The 14,156-nt window shown below is 69.9% G+C and carries 15 protein-coding genes and 1 tRNA gene; 12 read left to right on the top strand and 4 right to left on the bottom strand.

Annotated features, from left to right (window positions below; translation table 11 throughout):
* Position 1: 1 nt before the first annotated feature.
* The gene (locus EFJ44_RS11950) at positions 2 to 3,181 is read left to right on the top strand and encodes an efflux RND transporter permease subunit (RefSeq protein WP_206426915.1); all 3,180 of its coding nucleotides are present in this window, start codon (positions 2 to 4) and stop codon (positions 3,179 to 3,181) included.
* A gap of 4 nt (positions 3,182 to 3,185) precedes the next feature.
* Here EFJ44_RS11950 and EFJ44_RS11945 read toward each other — a convergent pair whose 3' ends face one another.
* On the bottom strand, positions 3,186 to 3,674 hold the full coding sequence (locus EFJ44_RS11945) for a c-type cytochrome (RefSeq protein ID WP_125257414.1): 489 nt from the start codon (positions 3,672 to 3,674) through the stop codon (positions 3,186 to 3,188).
* Between the two features lie 92 nt (positions 3,675 to 3,766).
* Here EFJ44_RS11945 and EFJ44_RS11940 point away from each other — a divergent pair, with 92 nt between their 5' ends.
* Positions 3,767 to 4,537, top strand: coding sequence for a prepilin peptidase (locus EFJ44_RS11940; protein ID WP_125257413.1), 771 nt, complete (start codon positions 3,767 to 3,769; stop codon positions 4,535 to 4,537).
* Here the strand turns inward: EFJ44_RS11940 and EFJ44_RS11935 are convergent.
* The 3 genes from EFJ44_RS11935 to EFJ44_RS11925 all read right to left on the bottom strand — a co-directional run bounded on the left by EFJ44_RS11935 (position 4,534) and on the right by EFJ44_RS11925 (position 5,742).
* Positions 4,534 to 5,163 carry a TetR/AcrR family transcriptional regulator gene (locus EFJ44_RS11935; protein WP_125257412.1) on the bottom strand — a complete coding sequence of 210 codons (630 nt, stop codon included), beginning with the start codon at positions 5,161 to 5,163 and terminating at the stop codon, positions 4,534 to 4,536. The two genes, EFJ44_RS11940 and EFJ44_RS11935, sit on opposite strands and share 4 nt — an antisense overlap.
* Before the next feature lie 26 nt (positions 5,164 to 5,189).
* Positions 5,190 to 5,265: transfer RNA gene (locus EFJ44_RS11930), tRNA-Thr, on the bottom strand.
* A gap of 39 nt (positions 5,266 to 5,304) precedes the next feature.
* Complete coding sequence (locus EFJ44_RS11925; RefSeq protein ID WP_125257411.1) at positions 5,305 to 5,742, bottom strand: HIT family protein; 438 nt, start codon at positions 5,740 to 5,742, stop codon at positions 5,305 to 5,307.
* 103 nt (positions 5,743 to 5,845) lie between these two features.
* On the opposite strand from EFJ44_RS11925, the gene EFJ44_RS11920 reads away from it, so the two are divergent.
* The 10 genes from EFJ44_RS11920 to gmk all read left to right on the top strand — a co-directional run bounded on the left by EFJ44_RS11920 (position 5,846) and on the right by gmk (position 14,150).
* Entirely contained in the window at positions 5,846 to 6,202 is a 357-nt protein-coding gene (locus EFJ44_RS11920; RefSeq protein WP_125257410.1) for a phage holin family protein, read from the top strand.
* Between the two features lie 37 nt (positions 6,203 to 6,239).
* On the top strand, positions 6,240 to 7,502 hold the full coding sequence (locus EFJ44_RS11915) for an Nramp family divalent metal transporter (protein WP_125257409.1): 1,263 nt from the start codon (positions 6,240 to 6,242) through the stop codon (positions 7,500 to 7,502).
* 76 nt (positions 7,503 to 7,578) lie between these two features.
* Positions 7,579 to 8,520: an ACP S-malonyltransferase gene (gene fabD, locus EFJ44_RS11910; RefSeq protein ID WP_125257408.1), complete on the top strand. Its 942-nt coding sequence runs from the start codon at positions 7,579 to 7,581 to the stop codon at positions 8,518 to 8,520.
* Between the two features lie 47 nt (positions 8,521 to 8,567).
* Positions 8,568 to 8,900 (top strand): hypothetical protein, encoded by a 333-nt coding sequence (locus EFJ44_RS11905; protein WP_125257407.1) that lies wholly within the window; start codon positions 8,568 to 8,570, stop codon positions 8,898 to 8,900.
* Positions 8,901 to 8,964: 64 nt separating this feature from the next.
* Positions 8,965 to 9,705 carry a 3-oxoacyl-[acyl-carrier-protein] reductase gene (gene fabG / locus EFJ44_RS11900; RefSeq protein ID WP_125257406.1) on the top strand — a complete coding sequence of 247 codons (741 nt, stop codon included), beginning with the start codon at positions 8,965 to 8,967 and terminating at the stop codon, positions 9,703 to 9,705.
* Positions 9,706 to 9,868: 163 nt separating this feature from the next.
* A complete protein-coding gene (locus EFJ44_RS11895) occupies positions 9,869 to 10,108 on the top strand; it encodes an acyl carrier protein (RefSeq protein WP_125257405.1) in 240 nt (79 codons plus the stop codon).
* Positions 10,109 to 10,213: 105 nt separating this feature from the next.
* The gene (fabF, locus tag EFJ44_RS11890) at positions 10,214 to 11,494 is read left to right on the top strand and encodes a beta-ketoacyl-ACP synthase II (RefSeq protein WP_125257404.1); all 1,281 of its coding nucleotides are present in this window, start codon (positions 10,214 to 10,216) and stop codon (positions 11,492 to 11,494) included.
* A gap of 52 nt (positions 11,495 to 11,546) precedes the next feature.
* The gene (gene mltG, locus EFJ44_RS11885) at positions 11,547 to 12,632 is read left to right on the top strand and encodes an endolytic transglycosylase MltG (RefSeq protein ID WP_125257485.1); all 1,086 of its coding nucleotides are present in this window, start codon (positions 11,547 to 11,549) and stop codon (positions 12,630 to 12,632) included.
* Positions 12,629 to 13,519, top strand: a complete 891-nt coding sequence (locus tag EFJ44_RS11880) for a YicC/YloC family endoribonuclease (protein ID WP_125257403.1) — start codon at positions 12,629 to 12,631, stop codon at positions 13,517 to 13,519. The genes mltG and EFJ44_RS11880 overlap by 4 nt, the downstream gene beginning before the upstream one ends.
* Positions 13,509 to 14,150: a guanylate kinase gene (gene gmk / locus EFJ44_RS11875; protein ID WP_125257402.1), complete on the top strand. Its 642-nt coding sequence runs from the start codon at positions 13,509 to 13,511 to the stop codon at positions 14,148 to 14,150. Before EFJ44_RS11880 ends, gmk begins: the two co-directional genes overlap by 11 nt.
* Positions 14,151 to 14,156: the final 6 nt, after the last annotated feature.

The raw sequence follows: 14,156 nt of genomic DNA, 5'->3' as shown, positions 1-14,156 counted from the left end.
GATGCTGTCAGACGTCGCCGTCCGCCGCCCCGTCTTCGCCGCCGTGGCGGCGATCGTCCTGTGCGTCGTCGGCGCCGCCGCCTTCTTCTTCCTGCCGGTGCGCGAGCTGCCGGACGTCGACCCGCCGATCGTCTCGGTTTCGACCAGCTACGCCGGCGCCTCGGCCGAGGTGATCGAGAGCCGGATCACCGAGCCGATCGAGCAGCAGGTCGCCGGCATTCCCGGCATCGAGCGCATCACCTCGACCAGCCGCGACGGTCGCTCCAACGTGTCGATGGAGTTCAGCCTCGACCGGAACATCGACGACGCCGCCAACGACGTGCGCGACCGCGTCTCCCGCGTGCTCGGGCGGCTGCCGGATCAGGCGCAGCCGCCCGAGGTGTCCAAAGCCGATTCGGACAGCCAGCCCGTCATCATCCTGTTCCTCCGTTCGTCGACGATGGATCGGCTGGAGCTGACCGACTACGCCGACCGCTATCTGCTCGACCGCCTCGCCACCGTGCCCGGCGTCGCCCAGGTCCAGATCTACGGCGAGCAGCGCTACGCCATGCGCATCTGGCTGGACCCCGCCGCGCTGAGCGCGCGCGGGCTTACCGTCACGGACGTCGAATCCGCCCTGACGACGCAGAACGTCGAACTGCCCGCGGGCGCGCTGGAGTCCGGCGAGAAGGACTACACGGTCCGCGTCGCCCGCAACTACGCGACCCCCGAGGAATTCGCCCAGATGCCGATCGGCGTGGCAGGCTCGGCGTCCCAGCCGGGGTCGACCAATGCGGTCCTGGGGCCGGCGACCTACGTCACCCGCCTTGGCGACGTGGCCCGGATCGAGGAAGGACCGACTGAGGACCGCCGCATGTTCCGCGGCAACGGCCTCGACCAGATCGGGCTGGCTGTGACCCGACAGGCCCAGTCGAACGACCTCGAAATCTCCAAGGGCGTGCAGGACATGATCGAGCAGGTCCGCTCGAGCCTGCCGCCGGGCACCGAACTGGTGGTGGGATCGGACAACTCGGTCTTCACCAAGCACGCCATCGAGGAGGTCTGGATCACCATCGGCATCTCGCTGGTGCTGGTCGCCCTGGTGAACTTCGTCTTCCTCGGCAGCTTCCGGGCCGCCCTCATCCCCACCGTCGTCGCGCCGATCTGCCTGCTGGCGACGTTCATCGTGCTGGCTCCTCTGGGCTTTTCGCTGAACCTGCTGACCTTGCTGGCGCTGGTGCTCGCCATCGGTCTGGTGGTCGACGACGCTATCGTGGTGACCGAAAACATTCAGCGGCGACTGGACCACGGCGAGCCGCCGCTGGTCGCCGCCGAAAGGGGGGCGCGCCAGGTCTTCTTCGCCGTGGTCGCCACGACCGTCGTGCTGCTGGCGGTGTTCGCGCCGCTCCTTTTCCTGCCCGGCTACGTCGGCCGCCTGTTCGTCGAGCTGGCCGCCGCCATCGCCGCGGCCGTGGCCTTCTCGGCCTTCCTGGCCCTGAGCCTGTCGCCGATGCTGGCGTCCAAGATCCTGCGGCCCGCCACCTCATCCGGCTGGTTCGTGCGCAAGGTGGACGGAGCCATGGACGCTCTGCGTCGGTCCTACGAGCGGTCGCTGAACGCGCTCGTCGGCCGCCACGTGGCGGCGATCGGGGTCGGCGTGCTCGTCGTGGGCGTGGGCCTCGGCGCTTTCCTCATGTTCAAGAGCTTGCCGAACGAACTGGTGCCTGACGAGGACCGCGGCCGCGTCACCATTCGCGTCCAGGGCCCCGAGGGCGCGGGCTTCGACTACACCCGCCGCATCATGCTGGGCCTGGAGCCGACGCTGGCGGAGTACCGCGCGGGCGGCGAGGTGGATTCCTACCTGATCTCGGCACCCGGCTTCGGCGGGGGCAGTTTCAACTCCGGCAACGCCGTGCTCGTCCTCAAGGACTGGAGCGAGCGTGATCGCGCGGCGGACGAGATCGCCCAGGAGCTGAACGGCAAGCTGCGCGGCCAGACCGACGCCCAGGTCAACGCCTCGGTGCCGGGCGGCTTCCAGCGCGGCGCGGGCAATTCCAACTCGATCGAGATGGTCGTGACCGGGTCCGATTACGGCGACATCTTCGCCTGGCTGCAGCCCATCCTGGCGGCGGCCCAGCAGAACCCGGGCTTCTCGCGTCCGCGTCTCAACTACGAGCCGAACGCCCCGCGCCTGCTGGTCGACGTCGATCCCGAGAAGGCGGCGGCGCTCGGGGTTTCCGCCCAGCAGATCGGCCGCACGCTGGAGACCATGTTCGGTTCCCGTCGTTCGACCACCTACATCAAGGGCGGTCAGGAGTATGACGTGATCCTCCAGACGAGGCGCGACGAGCGCCGCTCCGTCACCGATCTGGAGTCTCTCTATGTGAAGACGGGTTCGGGCGCGCTGGTGCCCTTGTCCGCGGTGGTGCGGACCCAGACCTCGGGCGACACGCCGGATCGTCGGCGTCTCGATCGCCAGCGCGCCATCACCCTGTCGGCGGATCTCAATCCCGGCACGACGTTGGCCGACGCAATGGCCTTCCTCGAGGCCGAGGTCGCGAAACAGCCTACCGGCGTGGGCGCGGTCCAGTGGGGCGGCGCGGCGCGCGACCAGAACGAGGCGGGCGGCGCCGTGGCCGCGGCCTTCGGCTTGGCCCTCCTCCTGGTCTTCCTGGTGCTGGCGGCCCAGTTCGAGAGCTGGATCACGCCCGCCGTCATCATGCTGACCGTGCCGTTGGCCGCGGCCGGCGGCCTGTTCGGCCTCGTCATGGCGGGCTCAAGCCTCAACATCTATTCCCAGATCGGCCTGATCATCCTCATCGGCGTGGCGGCCAAGAACGGCATCCTGATCGTGGAATTCGCCAACCAACTGCGGGATCAGGGCCGATCGGTGCGCGAGGCCATCGTCGAGGCGTCGGCCCTGCGCCTGCGCCCCATCATCATGACCTCGATCGCCACATCGTTCGGGGCGCTGCCGCTGGTGCTGTGGCAGGGGGCCGGCGCCGGAAGCCGCCAGACGATCGGCGTGGTCATCTTCGCCGGGGCGCTGTTCGCCACCGTCCTGACGCTCTTCGTGGTGCCGGTGATCTATGGCCTGCTGGCGCGCTTCACCCGTTCGCCCGAGTATACCGCCCGCAAGATCGAGGAGTGGGAGGCGAAGGAGGTCACGGCCAACGACGCCGTGCCGCAGGCGGCGGAATAGGCCGTCAGGCGGCGGGCGGCGGCGCCGTCTCGACCATCAGCCAGGCGATCAGGTCGCGGCGGTCCGTCGGGTCCGGCACGCCCGCGAAGCTCATCTTGTTGCCCGGCAGGAACTGCTTCGGGTTCTCCAGCCAGTGGTCCAGCCGCTCTCCGTCCCAGGCGAAGTCGGCGGCCTTCAGGGCGTTGGAATAGTTGTAGCCGCCCTTGCCGCCCGACTTGCGGCCGAACACGCCGTGCAGGTTCGGCCCCGTCATGTTCGGGCCTCCGGGCGTGAAGGTGTGGCAGGAGCGACAGCGCGCGGCCGCGCGACGGCCGTTGTCCAGATCCGCCGCGGACCAGGGCGCGGGCAGGCTCTCGAAGACGGCGACCTTCTGGGCCTCGGTCAGCGGCGGGGGAGGGGGCGCTTCGGCCTCGCCCGAGGCCCCGTCGCTTCCTGATGAGCAGCCGCCCAGCAGGGCGGCGGACGCGGCGAACAGGACGGCGGTGCGGATCATGTCGGTCTCCCGGGATGCGCCTGTGATGGCCCGGTCCGCAGCCGCGGGCAAGGGTGCTGGACGCCGCGCCGCTGCGGCTGTTACCCGGATGCATGGCCTTCATTACGGCGCTGGATCCCGTCGTCGTCGCCGCCCTTCTGGGTGGAACGGGACTGATCGTCGGCAGCTTCCTGGCGCTGGCCTCCGTGCGGTTGCCGGAGGGCGAGGGCGTGGTCGCCGGCCGCTCGCGTTGCCGGTCCTGCGCTGCGCCGGTCCGGCCGCGGCATCTGATCCCGGTGATCTCATGGTTGACGTTGCGGGGCCGCTGCGCCGATTGCGGCGCCGCGATCTCACCGCGCCATCCGCTGATCGAGCTCGCCGCCGCCGGTCTCGGCGTCTGGGCGGGCCTGGCCGCGCCCGGCCCGACGCTGGCGCTCGCCGGGGCCGTGCTCGGCTGGCAGCTGCTGCTGATCGCGGCGATCGACGCCGAGCGGTTCCAGATGTTCGACGTGCTGCTGATTCCCCTGATCCTGACCGGCCTGCTGCAGGGGGCGTCGCAGGGTTGGGACGTTGCGGCGCTGCGCCTTCTGGGCGCGACCCTCGGCTTCGGTCTGCTGTGGGGGATAGCCTTCCTCTATGCCCGCCTGCGGGGGCGGACGGGCTTGGGGGACGGCGATCCCATTCTTCTGGCCGGCTCGGGCGCCTGGGTCGGAGCCGTCGGCCTGCCCTCCGTGCTGCTCTGGGCCGCGTTGGCGGGGCTCAGCGTGGTGGCGGCCCGGCTGATGCTGCGAAAGGCCGTGCGCGGCGACGACCGCATGCCGTTCGGGGTCTTCCTCGCCGTCGGGACGTGGCTGGTCTGGCTGCACGGCCCCATCGGGCTCTAGCGTCCCGTCGTCAGGCGCACCACCATGTGGGCCGTGGTGTCCAGAATGGCCGTGTCGTCGTCGGCCCGGCGCAGCAGTCCGAATCCCGCGCCGACCGATTCCACCAGGCTGACGACTTCATAGCTGGCCAGCCGCGGCTCCAGGCCCGCGGGGTGAAATCCCGCCGCGCGCGCGCGGGCGATGCGCCGCTCCAGCGCGAGGTGCAGCCGCCGGAGGCGTCGGATGCGGCTTTCGGCGAAGGCGGCGTCGCCCCGATCGGCCATCAGACGTTCGACCCGCAGTGCCGCCCCGTGCACCCTCCAGACCTCGGCCATGGCCTCCACGAAGGCGCGGCAGGCGCGAAACGCCTCATCCCCCGACCAGTCGCCTTCCAGAAGGGTCGCCAGCGCTTCCGTGTCCGGGGCCGCGGCCTCGCAGAGCGCCAGCGCGGCCTCGTCCACGGTCCTGAAATAGGTGTAGACGCTGGGCGCGGAGACGCCGGCGCGCTGGGCGACGTCGGCGATCCGGACGGCGCCCGGCCCCCGCTCCTCAAGCAACTCCCTCACCGCCGCCAGCAGCGCCTCACGAGTCCGCGCGCCGCGTCTGCGGATCCTGTGACCCAGCTTGTTGGTCAGCGGTTCTGACATGCGGCCCCGGGGGAGCGGAGGGAAGCTGGTGCCGGCTGCAGGGATCGAACCCGCGACATCCAGTTTACAAAACTGGCGCTCTACCAACTGAGCTAAGCCGGCCCGGGAAAGGCGTGCCGCCTTATGCCGAGCGCTGCGCCCTCAGTCCATGGCCGCCGCGATGCGTCCCGCCAGCGCCTTCAGCGTCTCCGCATCGGCCATGGGCGCGTGGCCGTGCCCCTTGAGGGCCCGGTCGGCCCACCGGGGCACGACGTGGAAATGCAGGTGGAAGACCGTCTGGCCGCCGGCGTCGCCGTTGTACTGCATGACCGAGATCCCGTCCGGCGTCAGGGCCCTCGCGGCGGCCCGGGCGGTGCGCCTGACGCCCTCCGCCAGTTCGGCCAACACCGCCGGCTCCACCTCCAGCAGGTTGCGCGCCGTCGAGACCTTCGAAACCAGCAGCACGTGCCCTTCCGACTGCGGGAACACGTCCATGAAGGCCAGCACGCGGTCGTCCTCCCACACCTTCACGCAGGGCAGATCGCCCCTCAGAATCTTCGCGAAGACGTTGTCGGGGTCATAGGCGCCGGTCAGGCTCATGGGCGTCTCCTTCGTCGTCCTGCGTAGCAAAGTCCGCGCGGGGAGGGGAGCGGAAGCCGGTCTCATGCGCTATCGGAAGCGTGACCGTATCGGAGGACCGCCCATGATCCGCTTCATCGTCCAGGCCCTTGTGACCATGCTCGGCCTGTGGCTGTCGGCGCAGGTCGTGCCGGGCGTCGGCTTCACCTCGACCGGCAGCCTGATCGCCGCCGCCGTCATACTCGGGCTGGTCAACGCCGTGGTGCGGCCGATCCTGGTCGTCGTGACCTTTCCGATCACCGTGATCACCCTCGGGCTGTTCCTGCTGGTCGTGAACGCCGCCATGATCGGGCTGACCGCCATGTTCCTGGGCGGATTCGCCGTCGACGGCCTGTGGGCGGGGATCGGCGCGGCGATCGTCACCGGCGTGGTCAGCTGGCTGGCAGGCGCCTTCATCCCGGACGGCGCGAAACGGGACTGAGCTGGACGGCGGGGTTCGTGCGGTCCAGCGTGGCCGCATGACCGACTCGACGCCGCGGCCGCCCGGACGCTTCACCCTCATCGGCCCCGGCATCGTCGTGGCCGCGACGGGCGTGGGGGCCGGCGACCTCGTCGCGACCCTGGTGGCCGGGTCCCGCTTCGGCCACGTCCTCCTGTGGGCGGCGATCCTCGGGACGGTGCTGAAGATCGCGCTTGCCGAAGGCGTCGGACGGTTCACGCTGACGTCGGGCAGGACGATGTTCGAGGGATGGTCGGACCTGCCGGGCCCGCGCTTCGGTCGGGTGAACTGGGCCGGCGGTTATTTCGGCCTCTATGTCGTCGTCTGGGGCTTCGTCTACGGCGCGGCGGCGATGACGGCGTCGGCGCTGCCGTTGACCGCGCTCTTTCCCGTGATGGATCTCAAGTCCTGGGGCATGGCCATGGGCGTGCTGGGGCTGGGCCTGACCTTCCTCGGCGGCTACGGCCTGTTCGAGAAGATCATGGCCGGACTGGTCGGGATCATGTTCGTGACGGTGGTGGGGCTGGCCCTGATCGTGGCGCCCGACGTGCCGCGCCTGCTGACCGGGCTGTGGCCGACGTTGCCGGCCGGCTCCGGCTTCTACGTGCTGGGTCTGATCGGCGGCGTGGGGGGCACCATCACCACCGCCGCCTACGGCTACTGGCTGGCGGCGAAGGGCTGGCGCGGACCGGAGTTCGTCCGGACCATGCGGATCGACAACCGCGTCGCCTACGGCATGACGGGGCTCTTCGTGGTCGCCATGCTGGTCGTCGGCGCGGAGTTGCTGCACGCCTCGGGAACGGCCCTTCAGAGCGGCGACCGGGGCCTGCTGGACCTCGCTCAGGTGCTTGAGGACCGCTTCAACCGCCCCGTCGCCATCGCCTTCCTGATCGGGTTCTGGGCGACGGCCTTCTCCAGCCTGATCGGAGTCTGGCAGGGCGTCAGCCTGATGTTCGCCGACTTCGTCGCCCACCTCGCGGAGCGGTCCGACGACCCGGCGGCGAGGGGATCGCGCAGTCCTGCGTTTCGGGCCTATGCCTTGTGGCTGACCTTCCCGCCGATGGCCTTGCTGTTCCTCGAGCGTCCCTATGCCCTGATCATCGCCTACGGCGTGCTGGGAAGCCTGTTCATGCCGTTTCTCGCGGGCACGCTGATCTGGCTCCTGAATTCGGTCCGGACCCCGGCCGAATGGCGCTCCGGCCTCGTGTCGAACGCCCTTCTCATCCTCTCCGCGATCCTGTTCGCCGTGCTGGCGGTCAGGGAGATCGTGGGTCTGGCATGACGATTTCTGTGGGTATTGCCCGGCCGCGACGATCCGCCTAGGGAGCGCCCGACATGAACCGGTTACAGGGGGCTTCATGACGACCGCATTTCTCTTCCCGGGCCAAGGCAGCCAGGCCGTCGGCATGGGCGCGGCGCTGGCCGACGCCTTTCCGGCCGCCCGCGAGGTCTTCGCCGAGGTCGACGACGCCCTGGACCAGCGCCTGTCGCTGCTGATGCGCGAGGGGCCGGAGGATCAGCTGACCCTGACCGAGAACGCACAGCCCGCGCTGATGGCGGTCTCCGTCGCCGTCATGCGGGCGCTGAAGGCCGAGTTCGACGTGGCCGTGACTTCGGCCTCCTTCGTCGCCGGGCATTCGCTGGGCGAGTACTCCGCGCTCTGCGCCGCCGGAACCCTGTCTCTGGCCGACGCCGCCCGCCTTCTGAAGCTTCGGGGGCAGGCCATGCAGCGCGCCGTGCCGGTCGGCCGGGGCGCCATGGCCTCGCTGATCGGGCCGAAGACCGATCTGGCCCTTGCCGAGGCCGCCGCGGCGGCCGGCGCCGAGGTCGGCGTCTGCGTCGTGGCCAACGACAACAATGCCGGCAACGTCGTGATCTCGGGCGAGAAGGCCGCCGTCGATCGCGCCATCGAGAAGGCCAAGGAGCTGGGAGCCCGCGCCATTCCGCTGAACGTCTCGGCGCCCTTCCACTGCCCTCTGATGGCGCCTGCGGCGGAAGAGATGGCCGCCGCCCTCGCCGGGGCGGCCCTGAACGCGCCCGTCGTGCCGGTGGTCGCCAACGTCACCGCCCGGCCTGAGACCGATCGGGAGACGGTCCGCCGCCTTCTGGTCGAGCAGGTCACCGGCCGCGTTCGCTGGCGCGAGTCGATGGAGTGGATGGCCGGCGAAGGCGGCGTGACCCGCTTCGTCGAGGTCGGCTCGGGCAAGGTGCTGGTCGGCATGGCGAAGCGCATCGCCCCCGACGCCGAGAGCCTGTCCCTGAACGGGCCCACCGATCTTGAGGCCTTCATTCGCGTCTGAAATCGCAGCGTTTCCGCATCTGTCCGTGTAGTCAGTGAGTTCGAAAGTTGAGCGCACGCGTCACCACCCATTCCGCCGCCGTGACCTGGGGCTGGGCCCGTTGGTTCGTCTTCGCCGGTCTGATCGCCGCCGCCCTGTGGGTCGGCGGCTGGTTCCATGACGGGAACCCGCTGGATCATCTGCTGTCCGGTGCCACGGGCGCCGTCGTCGCCGTCGCCGCCGCCTTCGCCTTCCCCCGCTGCCCGCGCTGCAACCACCATCTGTTCGGCCGGAACGAGGACGGCTCGCGCCGTTTCCTTCGGCCCCGCCAGCGGTGCGGAAAGTGCAATCTGGACCTGACGCGCTACGCGCCCGGCGATCCGCGCGCGAAGAAGGAGTGATCTCCGGTTTGCCCCGCGCCGCTCACGGGCGGTAAGGACGGGATCGACATCTGCGGAGACTCTCATGTTCGACCTTTCCGGCAAGACCGCCCTCGTGACCGGAGCGACCGGCGGCATCGGCGGCGCGATCGCGCGTGCCCTGCACGCCCGGGGAGCCGCCGTGGTCCTTTCCGGCACGCGTGAGGCGGTTCTGGCCGATCTGGCGAAATCGCTGGGGGACCGCGCCTTCGTGGCTCCCGCCAACCTTTCGGACCCCGAATCGGTCGACGGCCTGATCGGTCGGGCGGAAGAGGCGGCGGGCGCGCCGCTGGACATTCTCGTCGCCAACGCCGGCATCACGAAGGACGGCCTTCTGATGAGGATGAAGGACGAGGACTTCGCCGAGGTGCTGAAGGTCAATCTGGAAAGTTACTTCCGGCTCTCCCGCGCCGCCATGAAGGGCATGATGAAGCGCCGGGCCGGCCGCATCATCGGCATCACCTCCGTGGTCGGCGTCACCGGCAATCCCGGCCAGACCAACTACGCGGCCTCGAAGGCCGGCATGATCGGCTTCTCGAAGTCGCTGGCGCAGGAAGTCGGCAGCCGCGGCATCACGGTGAACTGCATCGCCCCGGGCTTCATCGCCTCGCCCATGACGGACGTGCTCAACGACCAGCAGCGCGAGACGATCCTGCGCAACATTCCGGCGGGCCGTCTGGGCACGGGAGACGAAATCGCCGCCGCCGCCGTCTTCCTGGCGTCGGACGAGGCCGCCTACGTGACGGGGCAGACGCTGCATGTGAACGGCGGCATGGCGATGATCTGATCACGGCCTGCAACAGGCTGTTTCCACCTTTGCAGCCTGTGCTAAACCCAATCCGAGCTTCGGCGTTGAGTCCCCGACGGACTTGCGCCGTCGTCGCCGTCGTGAGACGGCAGGCCTGACCGAAGACCCCGCCGCTCGCGGCGCTTAGAGAACAGAGACACCCATGTCCGACACCCTGGAACGCGTCCGCAAGATCGTGATCGACCACCTGGACGCCGACCCCGACAAGGTCACCGAGAAGGCCTCCTTCATCGACGATCTCGGCGCCGACTCGCTCGACAACGTCGAGCTGGTCATGGCCTTCGAAGAGGCCTTCGACATCGAGATCCCCGACGACGCGGCCGAGCACATCCAGACGGTCGGCGACGCGGTGAAGTTCATCGACGAGAAGCTGGCGGGCTGATCCGCCCGTCACTGACGGCTTGATGGCCGCCGCGGCGCGTCCCTGTAGGGCGGGTCCGGCGGCCATCGGCGTTTCTGCCGTTTCGCTTTCGACAGGAGTTTTCGCATGCGCCGCGTCGTCGTCACCGGACTGGGCCTGCTCACCCCGCACGGCGCGGGGGTGGAGCACGCTTGGAAGAGCATTCTGGACGGCAAGTCCGCCATCCGGCCGATCACCGCCTTCGACGCGGAAGGCTTCGCCTGCTCGATCGCCGGCGAGGTGCCCCAGGTCGACGGCCGCGGCCATGGCGCGCCGGGGCAGCCGGGCGTCTTCGATCCCGAGGCCGTCATGTCGGCCAAGGACCGCAAGCGCGTCGACGACTTCATCGTCTACGCCATCGCCGCCGCCGACGAAGCCTTGGCCGACGCCGGCTGGAAGCCGGAAAGCGAAGAGGACAAGTGCGCCACGGGGGTCATGATCGGCTCCGGCATCGGCGGCCTCGGCCCCATCGCGGCGACGGCGCTGGAGATGCAGGAGAAGGGTCCACGGCGCGTCAGCCCCTTCTTCATCCCCATGTCGCTGATCAACCTCGCCTCGGGCCAGGTGTCGATCCGTCACGGCCTGAAGGGACCGAACCACTCCGTCGTCACCGCGTGCGCCACGGGCGCCCACGCCATCGGCGACGCGGCCCGGATGATCGCGCTCGGCGATGCGGACGTCATGGTGGCGGGCGGGGCCGAGAGCTCGGTCGTGCCCATCGGCATCGCCGGTTTCCTTGCCTGCCGTGCGCTCTGCACCGACTTCCAGGACCAGCCCGAGAAGGCCAGCCGACCCTACGACAAGGACCACGCCGGATTCGTCATGGGCGAGGGCGCGGGCATCATGGTGCTGGAGGAGCTGGAGCACGCAAAGGCGCGCGGGGCTAAGATCTATGCCGAGGTCGTGGGTTACGGGATGTCCGGCGACGCCCACCACATCACCGCGCCGAGCGAGGACGGGGAGGGCGGCTATCGCGCCATGCAGGCGGCCCTGAAGCGCGCCGGCCTGCAGCCTTCGGACGTCGACTACGTCAACGCCCACGGCACCTCCACCATGGCGGACTGGATCGAGGCCAAGGCGGTCGAGCGCCTGATGGGCGACCACGCGCCCAAGGTGGCCCTCTCGTCCACAAAGTCGATGATCGGCCATCTGCTCGGCGCCGCGGGGGCGGTGGAGTGCGTCTACTGCGTGCTCGCCATCCGCGACCAGATCGCGCCGCCGACCATCAATCTCGAGAACCCGGAGCAGGAAACGGCCCTGAACATGGTCAAGGACAAGGGCGAGCCGATGAGGATCGACGTCGCCATGTCCAACTCTTTCGGCTTCGGCGGCACCAACGCGACCGTCGTCTTCCGCAAGGTGGACTGAGGTGCGGCTTCCCCGGTTCGGCGGCGGCGACCGCAAGCCCTTCGCCATCGCCATGCTGGCGGCAACGGCGACGTTCAGCGTCTTTCTGATCGGCCTGCTGGCGGTGGTCTGGAGCGTCTTCTACGCGCCCGGCCCTTCGGCCCGCACGGGGGACGCCACCATCGTGACCCTGCCGTCCGGCGCGGGCGTCTCGGCAATCGCCCAGCAGCTCAAGCAGGCGGGCGTCATCCGCTCCACCGACATGTTCAAGGCGGCGGTGACCCTGACGGGGGCCGACCGGCGCCTGCGTGCAGGCGAATATGAGGTGCCCAGCCGGGCCTCCCTGCGCTCGGTGGTGAGCCTCCTCGTTTCCGGCCGCGTCGTCCGCCACTACGTGACCCTGCCGGAGGGCTGGTCCTCCGCCCAGGCCGTCGACATCCTGATGCGCAACCCGCTGCTGACCGGCGAGGTCGAGACCCCGCCCGAGGGCAGTCTGTGGCCCGACACCTACGAGATCAGCAGGGGCGAGACGCGGGATTCGGTCATCCGGCGCATGCGCCTGGCCCACGACCGGAACCTCGCCGAGCTGTGGGCCCAGCGGGGGCCCAACAGCGTCGTCTCGTCGCCCGAAGAGGCGGTCATCCTGGCCTCGATCGTGGAAAAGGAGACCGGCGTGGCCGCCGAGCGACCGCGGGTGGCCGCCGTCTTTTCCAACCGCCTCCGCATCGGCATGCGGCTGGAGAGCGATCCGACCATCGTCTACGGCATCACCCAGGGGCGTCCGCTGGGCCGCGGTCTGCGTCGCTCCGAGATCGACGCGCCGACGCGCTGGAACACCTACCAGATCGACGGCCTCCCCCCCACGCCCATCGCCAACCCGGGCGGAGAAGCGATCAAGGCGGTGCTGAACCCTCCGGTGACGCAGGATCTGTTCTTCGTGGCCGACGGAACGGGGGGGCACGTCTTCGCGCCGACCTACGAGCAGCATCTTGAGAACGTCGCTCGCTGGCGGGCCATCGAGCGTCGCCGCGCCGGTCTGCCGCCGGAGCGCGCGCCCGAGGCGGCCGTCGGTGAGGCGGCCTCGGCCCCGACCGGCGAGATGGCGCCGGACGCCGGCGCCGAGGTCACCATCCTGCCGCCCGGGCAGGCCCCGCGATGAGCGCGGACCGGCAGTTCTCCGGCATGACCGGCTTCGGCCGCGCGGAAGGCGCGGGTCACGGCTGGACGTGGTCGGTGGAGGCCCGCTCGGTCAACGGGCGGAACCTTGAAGTCCGCCTCCGGGGGCCCTCCGGCTTCGACGATCTGGAACGGCTGACCAAGGCGGCCGCGCAGGGGCGCTTCGCGCGCGGGCAGGTTTCGCTGACGGTGCAGGCCCGACCTGAAGCCGGGGCCGTTTCCGTAGGCGTCGATTCCGCGGCGCTCGACCGCTATCTGACGTTGGCCCGTCAGCTCGTCGAGGCCGGTGCCGCCCCGCCCACGGCCGACGGACTGCTGGCGCTGCGCGGCGTGATCGCGGCGGACGAGGCCGGCGTCGACCCGGACGTGCAGCAGACCGTCCAGGCGGACATGGCCGCGACGGTGGACGAGGCGCTGGACGCGCTCCAGGCGTCGCGTCGGCACGAGGGCGAACAGCTCCTCCCCGTCCTGGGAGGCCTGATCGACCGCATCGAGGGATTGGTCGGCGATGCGGAGCGCGAGGCCGCCGCGCAGGTCGATGCCGTCCGCGACCGCTTCACCCGTCGGATGGCCGATCTGGCCCCAGACGCTCCGGGGCTGGAGGAACGGGTTTTTCTGGAAGCGGCGTCTCTGGCCGCGAAGGCGGACGTGCGTGAGGAGCTGGACCGGCTGACGGCCCACGTCGCCTCCGCTCGCAAACTGCTGACCACGCCTCCCGCGGGCCGCAAACTGGACTTTCTGATGCAGGAGTTCATGCGCGAAGCGAACACCCTTTGTTCCAAGTCCGCGACCGTCCCCCTGACCGCAGTCGGGCTGGACCTGAAGGCCGCGGTCGAACAGCTGAGAGAACAGGTTCAGAATGTCGAATGAGCGTACCCCGCGCCGGGGCGTCCTGCTGATCGTGGCCAGCCCGTCGGGGGCCGGCAAGACCAGCCTGTGCCGCCGTCTGATGGCCGATCATGGGGCGCTGGAGCTGTCGGTGTCCGTCACCACCCGCGGCATTCGCCCCGGGGAAGTGGCCGATCGCGACTACCACTTCGTCGACCACGCCGAGTTCCAGCGCCTCATCGACGACGACGCCTTCCTCGAATGGGCCGACGTGCACGGCAACCGGTACGGCTCCCTGCGCGGTCCGGTGGACAAGGCTCTGGCCGAGGGCAGGGACGTGCTGTTCGACATCGACTGGCAGGGTGCGGCCGAGGTGGCCCGGAAATGTCCCGACGACGCCGTGCGGGTCTTCATCCTGCCTCCCAGCCTTGCGGAGCTGCGCCGCCGGCTGGTCACCCGCAGCCAGGACGACGAGGACGTGATCGAGCGCCGCATCCAGAACGCCAAGGGCGAGATCGAGCACTGCGACGCCTTCGACTACGTCTTCGTCAACGACGACTTCGACCGCAGCTACGCCGAGCTGGCGCACATCTACCACGCGGAACGCAGCAAGCGTCGCCGCAACCTCTGGGTCTCGGCATACCAGAAGGCCCTGCTGGACGAGGTCGTCTGACGGCCC

The sequence above is a fragment of the Brevundimonas fluminis genome (assembly GCF_003934285.1).
GTDB classification, from domain to species: domain Bacteria; phylum Pseudomonadota; class Alphaproteobacteria; order Caulobacterales; family Caulobacteraceae; genus Brevundimonas; species Brevundimonas fluminis.
This window is presented reverse-complemented; position numbering and strand designations above follow the sequence as displayed.

Bases quoted from the DNA above. Each gene is read 5' to 3' on its own strand.
- EFJ44_RS11915 (WP_125257409.1), top strand. From the start codon at position 6,240: ATGACCGACTCGACGCCGCGGCCGCCCGGACGCTTCACCCTCATCGGC.
- mltG (WP_125257485.1), top strand. From the start codon at position 11,547: ATGCTGGCGGCAACGGCGACGTTCAGCGTCTTTCTGATCGGCCTGCTG.
- EFJ44_RS11880 (WP_125257403.1), top strand. From the start codon at position 12,629: ATGAGCGCGGACCGGCAGTTCTCCGGCATGACCGGCTTCGGCCGCGCG.
- EFJ44_RS11940 (WP_125257413.1), top strand. From the start codon at position 3,767: ATGGCCTTCATTACGGCGCTGGATCCCGTCGTCGTCGCCGCCCTTCTG.
- EFJ44_RS11920 (WP_125257410.1), top strand. From the start codon at position 5,846: ATGATCCGCTTCATCGTCCAGGCCCTTGTGACCATGCTCGGCCTGTGG.
- EFJ44_RS11895 (WP_125257405.1), top strand. From the start codon at position 9,869: ATGTCCGACACCCTGGAACGCGTCCGCAAGATCGTGATCGACCACCTG.
- EFJ44_RS11925 (WP_125257411.1), bottom strand. From the start codon at position 5,742: ATGAGCCTGACCGGCGCCTATGACCCCGACAACGTCTTCGCGAAGATT.
- fabD (WP_125257408.1), top strand. From the start codon at position 7,579: ATGACGACCGCATTTCTCTTCCCGGGCCAAGGCAGCCAGGCCGTCGGC.
- EFJ44_RS11945 (WP_125257414.1), bottom strand. From the start codon at position 3,674: ATGATCCGCACCGCCGTCCTGTTCGCCGCGTCCGCCGCCCTGCTGGGC.
- fabG (WP_125257406.1), top strand. From the start codon at position 8,965: ATGTTCGACCTTTCCGGCAAGACCGCCCTCGTGACCGGAGCGACCGGC.
- EFJ44_RS11950 (WP_206426915.1), top strand. From the start codon at position 2: ATGCTGTCAGACGTCGCCGTCCGCCGCCCCGTCTTCGCCGCCGTGGCG.
- fabF (WP_125257404.1), top strand. From the start codon at position 10,214: ATGCGCCGCGTCGTCGTCACCGGACTGGGCCTGCTCACCCCGCACGGC.
- EFJ44_RS11935 (WP_125257412.1), bottom strand. From the start codon at position 5,163: ATGTCAGAACCGCTGACCAACAAGCTGGGTCACAGGATCCGCAGACGC.
- gmk (WP_125257402.1), top strand. From the start codon at position 13,509: ATGTCGAATGAGCGTACCCCGCGCCGGGGCGTCCTGCTGATCGTGGCC.